This window comes from Peptostreptococcus anaerobius VPI 4330 = DSM 2949, assembly GCF_000381525.1.
Classification (GTDB): domain Bacteria; phylum Bacillota; class Clostridia; order Peptostreptococcales; family Peptostreptococcaceae; genus Peptostreptococcus; species Peptostreptococcus anaerobius.
Map to the genome: position 1 here is coordinate 1 of NZ_KB906658.1, position 6739 is coordinate 6739.

Annotated in this window: 6 protein-coding genes; all 6 read left to right on the forward strand. The window is 28.2% G+C overall.

Annotated elements, in window-relative coordinates; all coding sequences use genetic code 11:
- Positions 1-727: phage antirepressor KilAC domain-containing protein (locus F823_RS10710; protein ID WP_019595749.1), on the forward strand; the 727-nt coding region annotated here is incomplete at its 5' end.
- A gap of 17 nt (positions 728-744) precedes the next feature.
- On the forward strand, positions 745-960 hold the full coding sequence (locus F823_RS0110050; RefSeq protein WP_019595750.1) for a hypothetical protein: 216 nt from the start codon (positions 745-747) through the stop codon (positions 958-960).
- A gap of 133 nt (positions 961-1093) precedes the next feature.
- Positions 1094-1732, forward strand: a complete 639-nt coding sequence (locus F823_RS0110055) for a hypothetical protein (protein WP_019595751.1) — start codon at positions 1094-1096, stop codon at positions 1730-1732.
- Between the two features lie 16 nt (positions 1733-1748).
- Positions 1749-1826, forward strand: a complete 78-nt coding sequence (locus tag F823_RS11575) for a helix-turn-helix domain-containing protein (protein ID WP_416389750.1) — start codon at positions 1749-1751, stop codon at positions 1824-1826.
- 2 nt (positions 1827-1828) lie between these two features.
- Positions 1829-3796, forward strand: coding sequence for a DNA methyltransferase (locus tag F823_RS0110060; protein WP_019595752.1), 1968 nt, complete (start codon positions 1829-1831; stop codon positions 3794-3796).
- Positions 3797-3800: 4 nt separating this feature from the next.
- The gene (locus F823_RS0110065; protein ID WP_019595753.1) at positions 3801-6392 is read left to right on the forward strand and encodes a DEAD/DEAH box helicase family protein; all 2592 of its coding nucleotides are present in this window, start codon (positions 3801-3803) and stop codon (positions 6390-6392) included.
- The last annotated feature ends 347 nt before the right edge of the window (positions 6393-6739 follow it).

Below are 6739 nucleotides of genomic sequence, written 5' to 3' on the forward strand. Positions count from 1 at the left end.
ATACGCTGCAATATTTGGAAGTAAATTACCTAATGCAAAGAAGTTTAAAAAGTGGGTAACATCAGAGGTATTACCTAGTATCAGAAAGCATGGTGGATATCTAACTCCTGATAAGGTAGAAGAAGTATTGCTTAATCCAGATACTATCATCAAGATTGCACAGAACCTAAAAGAAGAACAGGAAAAGAGAAAGCAATTAGAAATAGAAAATAAGGAATTAAAACCTAAAGCCACATATTGTGAAAGAGTATTGATGTCTAATGAAGCTGTCACAACAACACAGATTTCAAAAGACTATGGAATGACAGCTCAAGAATTAAATCAAATATTACATGAACAAAATGTACAGTTTAAAACAGGTGGACAATGGCTGTTATATAGACAACACCAAGGAAAAGGATTGACAGAAAGTGAAACATACATAGATAGGTATGGAAAAAGTTATATGTCAACTAAATGGACTCAAAAAGGAAGATTATTTATTTATGAAATACTATCAAATATAGGAATATACCCTAATGAAGAAAAAGAAATCAAAAGACCAAAGAAAAAACAAATTAAAACAGGTAATAAGATAAACTATAGGGACTCATTATTTGACAAGTTGTATAATTTATACATGGCAAAGCAGATTAACAAGGGTCAGTTTGCCAAGTGTTGTTCAATTACAACACCAACACTTAACAAAATGATAAAAAAGTATGAAGAAAATGTAGGCATGAATTAATTATAGGAGGCTTGTCAATGAGTTTGTTGAAAAAAATATACGATATAGTTAAAAATGAGTATGGTCTAAATGATGGAGATTTATTCAAATTAAAAAACGGAGAAGATAGAAAATATTTTATAAAAGAGTATAAAATCTATTCTCCTATAGAAACACCAAAGGGTATAAAAAATATTAATGTAGATGAAATCATGATTTTTTTTATGATAAAATCAGGAATAACAAAATGCTAAAACATATAAAAGAAGAAAGAGATTAACAAATAGTCTAGTTATCTACATTAATTATTATAAGGGTATGAAAGTGTAACATATTGATATGATGTGTTATACTTTTACTACCTATGTATTTTATAAAGGAGTATTTATGGTTAATAATTTAGTGAAGTATACACATGGAAAAGAAAATGTAATTACAATAGAAACATTGTCAAAATTAATTGGTGTAAGTGAAACAGATATATTCATGAATATTTTAGAATCCAATATGCCAATTTACAAGATAGAAGATGAAGATTTAATTAAATTTAAAAGAGATAACCCATCTTTTAAGACAAACCTGGAAACTGCTATACTTTTAGATTACCCAATGTGTCTTGAGATAGTAGGTAGATTTAAGAATGGCAATATAAGATTTTGGCACATTCTTGAATGTTTCTTTAAAGAGGAAATACAATCTAGCCTAGGAGAATCTAATAGCTTTGACTATAATGATTTTTATAAGGGTATAGAATTTATAGACAGGATAAAGCAGGACAATAAACTAGAAAAGAAATTGATAGGTGATATAAAAGATATTATAGAGCGAAACGGATTAGGATACATGAAGTCAAGAGACTCTATAACTAGCAATTTAGGTATATTGGATTTAGAGTATAGATATTTCTATATTAGCAATATACTAATCGAAAGAGGGTATAAACCTAATAAATATAGAATATCTGAAGAATTGGTTAAAAGAGAAAGCTTGGAAAATCAATATCTCAAAGACCAAAACATATTGTAATAACAAGGTTAAAAGAATTGACTTAGAGACTATAGCAAAGATTTGTTTTGTACTTGAGTGTAAGGTTAAAGATATTATGGATTATGTGAGGTAATTATGAAATTTTTAGATGAGTTAAAAAAAGTTTTGAGTTTTGATGAGCGTTTTGTTGGAGAGTCTAATCAAATTATTAAGACAAAAGTATCAGATGCAGCAAGAAATAATGATAAGAAATTATTAAAAGCCTTGCTAAATAATGATTTATTGAAAGAAGCCTTTTTTACAATAGTTGATGACATATATGTTTTTGATAAAAATAAATTTGTCTGGGTACTAGAATCAAAAGAATTTCTTCCAGATTCATTTACCATGTATAAAAATAAGATAGGACTTGTAGATTCTAATAATAATCTAATTAGTCAAAAACAAGATGTTTCCTTGGTATGGCCTTACAAAGATTGTATCCTTGAGGGTGGACAAACCAAAGAAGACCAAAAAAGAGATGAAATTTTTTATAATGAAACTTTAGCCCCAGACCAGGCAAATAGACTTCTTGCTCCAAAAGTTTTAGGGAATGCTAAGCGATATACTAAAGACGGAATAGAAGAAAATATAGAATTTAAAGAAGATGACAATTTAATTATTAAAGGAAATAATTTGTTTGCTTTGTCATCATTATTAAAAAAATACAGAAATAGTATAAAGTGTGTATATTTAGATCCTCCATACTTTTTTGAAGATTCAACTGACAATGATTCATTTGAATATAATAGCAATTTTAAACTATCAACATGGCTCACATTTATGAAAAATAGGATAGATATAGCCTTTGATTTAATGCGTGATGATGGATTTTTGGTAATACAGATGAATGACTACGGGGTTTTCCCTTTAAAAGTAATGCTAGATGAATTATTTAAGCAAAAGACTAAAAATGGTGGCTTTTTAAATCATATAACCGTTAAAATGAGCGACTTAAGTGGCCCTAAGATGGCACATGTTAATAAGAAAATTCCAAAGATAAAAGAGCATATTTTGATATATCAGAAGGATTCTACAAAATCAACAATTAATGTGCTAAGGGAACCTAGCGATTGGGACTCTGCTATAGATTCTAAAAGATATACACAGTATGTTGAAAAAAATGGAAGTGATGATACTAGAAACTGGGAATACACGACGGTGAGAAAGAAGCTAAATGATATTGGATTAACTTATGGAGACCCTGAGTCATATAAATTCTTATTAGAAAATGCAGATTGTGTATTCCGTAGTGCAGCAAATAATTCTTTGAAGAAAATGTCAGTTGATAATAATTTTGATACTGATGTCTTCACACATGTAAAAACAGAAACAGGAATTGATAAATTTGTTTATAAAAATGAAGAAGTAATTTTCGCATCATCTAAGTTAGAAGAATTTAATGGAAAATTATTGCCTTCAGAATCCATTAGTGATATCTGGTTAAATTTTGCCTTAAATGATTTATCAAATGAAGGCGGAGGAGTCAATTTGAAAAATGGAAAGAAACCAGAGTCTTTATTAAAAAGAATTGTTTTATTAACAACCCAACCTAATGATATAGTGTTAGATTTTTTTATGGGAACTGCAACCACTCAAGCTGTCGCATTAAAATTGAATAGAAAATTTATCGGAATTGAACAAATGGATTATATTAAAGAAAAGTCTATAAAACGATTAGTGAATGTAATAAAAGGAGAAGATAGAGGTATTTCTAAATCAGTAAACTGGCAAGGTGGTGGATCTTTTGTTTATTGTGAACTATTAGAAGATAATGAAAGTCTAATTTCTGAACTACAGGATGCTAAGGATTCAGATTCTGTTAAAAAAATTTTAAATAAGGCCATTAACAATGGTAAATTAATTCCTTCTGTTCTTCCTAGCGATTTAAAAGAATCACAAGATGAGTTTGATAAGCTTAGTCTTGATGAGCAGAAGAACATTGTGATGGAGCTTTTAAATAAAAATCAACTTTATGTAAATTTATCAGACATAGATGATGAAGATTACAAGGTGAGTGAGGCTGACAAGGCATTTACAATAAGTTTCTATGGTAAGGAGTGATATCATGACTGATCAATATTTATACCAAGAGTTAGACGTTATTAAAAAAATAGGAGCATTGAAAGAATTACCTTCCTATATAGAGTCTAATTTAAATCCTAATATCATTCTGCGTGATTATCAAGAAGATGCTTTTAAGTATTTTATAACTTATGTTGAGAGTGATTTGATTAAAAATAAACAAATCCATAATTTATTTCATATGGCAACTGGGTCTGGTAAGACTGTTATTATGGCAGGACTTATTTTATATTTATATACAAAGGGCTATAGAAAGTTTTTGTTTTTTGTTAATCAGAACAATATTATCGAAAAGACTAAAGAAAATTTTCTCAATCAATCTTCTATTAAGTATCTTTTTGCAGAAAATATAGAATTAATGGGAGAACAAGTTCAAGTAAAAAAAGTAAACAATTTTGCTTTTTATGATAAAAACGCAATAAATATTTGCTTTACTTCCACACAAAAACTTCATATGGACATGAATTTTCCAAAGGAGAATTCTCCTACTATTGACGATTTTGAGGATGATAAGATTGTTTTAATTTCAGATGAATCCCACCATATAAATACTGTTACTAAAGGTCTTACAAAAAGTGAAAAAGCAAGCCTAGAAGAAAATGCCAAAAGCTGGGAATATACAATTAAAAGAATATTCAGAGCAAACAGAGATAATGCCTTGTTAGAATTTACAGCAACTGCTGACTTGAAAGACCCTAATGTTGAGAAGAAATATTTGGATAAAATTGTATATGATTACACTTTATCTAAGTTTAGAGAGAGTGGATACACCAAAGATTTTAATAATATGCAAGGTGATTATGACAGGTGGACAAGAACTTTGCTTGCTCTTGTTATAAGTGAATATAGGAGACATTTGTTTGGAGACAATGGTCAAAATATAAAGCCAGTTGTTTTATTAAAATCAAAAATAATTAAAGAATCAAAAACATTTTATGATGAATTCTACCAAAAATTAAATAATCTCAAGACGGATGAAATATTAAAATATAAAGATTCTGATAATGAATATTTAAGGAATGCAATAGGATATTTTCTCAAAAAAGATCCAAGTTTAAATGCTCTTGTATCTGATATTAAATTAGGATTTGCAACTGAAAACTCTATAATATTAAACTCTAAGAGTGAATCTGAAGAAAAGGAAAAACAAGTTGCTGTAAACTCTCTTGAAGCAAAAGATAATCCATATAGAATAATTTTCACAGTTGATATGCTAAATGAAGGATGGGATGTATTAAATCTTTTTGATATTGTAAGATTGTATGAAACACGAGATGGAAAAAATGGAAAGCCAGGAAAAACAACTATTAGTGAAGCTCAACTAATAGGACGTGGAGCTAGGTATTGTCCATTTAAAATTGAAGATGATCAGCCAAGAAACAAGCGTAAATATGATTATGATATATCTAATGAAAATAGGATATTGGAAACACTTTTATATCATTCAATGCAAGATTCACGATATATTGGTGAGTTAAGATATGCTCTGAAACAGACGGGTTTATTAGCAGATGCTCCGATGGAAATAAATTATATATTGAAAGATGAATTTAAACAAACAGATTTTTTCAGAGAGGCCTATGTATTTTCAAATAGAAAAGTTGAAAAGTCAAGAAAATCAGTTAAAGGAATAGATAAAAAAATACGAAATGGATATTACCAGCATAAAGTATCAACAGGCAGTTCTTTTATATATGGATTATTTGATGAAGGAAAAGTAAAGACTAGTGGTATGACCAATACTTTTCAATGTGAGTTTAAGAATATACCTTTAAATATTGCTGAAGGTGCAATGTCAAATTTTGAGATATTAAAATTCAATACACTTAAATCATATTTTCCTAACTTAAAATCAAAGAAAGAATTTTTACAATCTGAAAATTATTTAGGAAATATAATGTTGCAAATAGAAAGTCCGTATGAAAAGTTACAAGCTAAAGATCTTTATGATGGAACAATTAAAATACTTAAAGAAATATCATTATATCTACAAAAAATAGAGACTGAGTATGAAGGGACTAAGGAATTTTACGCCAAGAGAATCTACGAGGTATTAAAAGATAAAAAAATATATATAGACAATCCACATGGAGATGGTGTAGGAGTGTCTCAATCCATGATTGACAATGAAGATGTTTTGGATTTATCATATGAGCAATGGTACGTCTATAATGATAATTATGGAACAGGTGAAGAAAAAGCATTTGTTAAATACTTTAAAGGGATAGTTAAAGATTTAAGAAGTAAATATGATGAAATTTATTTGGTAAGAAATGAGAGAATTCCAGCCTTGGCTATTTATGAATTTGAAACAGGAGAAAGATTTGAGCCAGACTTTTTATTATTTTTACAAAAGAAAGGCACAGATAGATATTTGCAAGAACAAATTTATATTGAGCCTAAAGGGAGTCATTTATTAGGAAAAGATAAATGGAAAGAAGATTTTCTACTAAAAATTGAAGAACAAGGCATACCTACAAAAATTTATGTAGATGATAATAAGTATAAGATTATAGGATTTCCATTCTTTAATAAGGAATATAAGATGGGAGAGTTTAGTAATTTATTCGGATAAAAAAAACTAAAATTACAAAAGATGTATTAAAATACACGAAATAATGTATTAGAGATATTGCAATTTACGAATTTTATAATTTATATGTTATAATTGTCATAAGAAGAATTATAACTAAAAATTAAGTTAGTGATAGTACTTAATCTTATACCACATATTTATTAAGAAGTCGATTTTAATAGGGTGAACTAAGGTAATAAGGGGCATATAAGGGGCAAAAATTCTTTACCTTATTTTACCTTATTTTACCTTAATGGATTTTTTAATCTTGCATAAGCATTGCAATAAACGTTTTCATTGAGTGATACCAATGTGTTCAGATAATAGGTAGAAGAAATTAATAGTTT

Excerpts from the sequence above, each read along its gene's own strand:
- F823_RS0110060 (WP_019595752.1), top strand. The coding sequence starts at position 1,829 with ATGAAATTTTTAGATGAGTTAAAAAAAGTTTTGAGTTTTGATGAGCGT.
- F823_RS0110050 (WP_019595750.1), top strand. The coding sequence starts at position 745 with ATGAGTTTGTTGAAAAAAATATACGATATAGTTAAAAATGAGTATGGT.
- F823_RS0110065 (WP_019595753.1), top strand. The coding sequence starts at position 3,801 with ATGACTGATCAATATTTATACCAAGAGTTAGACGTTATTAAAAAAATA.
- F823_RS0110055 (WP_019595751.1), top strand. The coding sequence starts at position 1,094 with ATGGTTAATAATTTAGTGAAGTATACACATGGAAAAGAAAATGTAATT.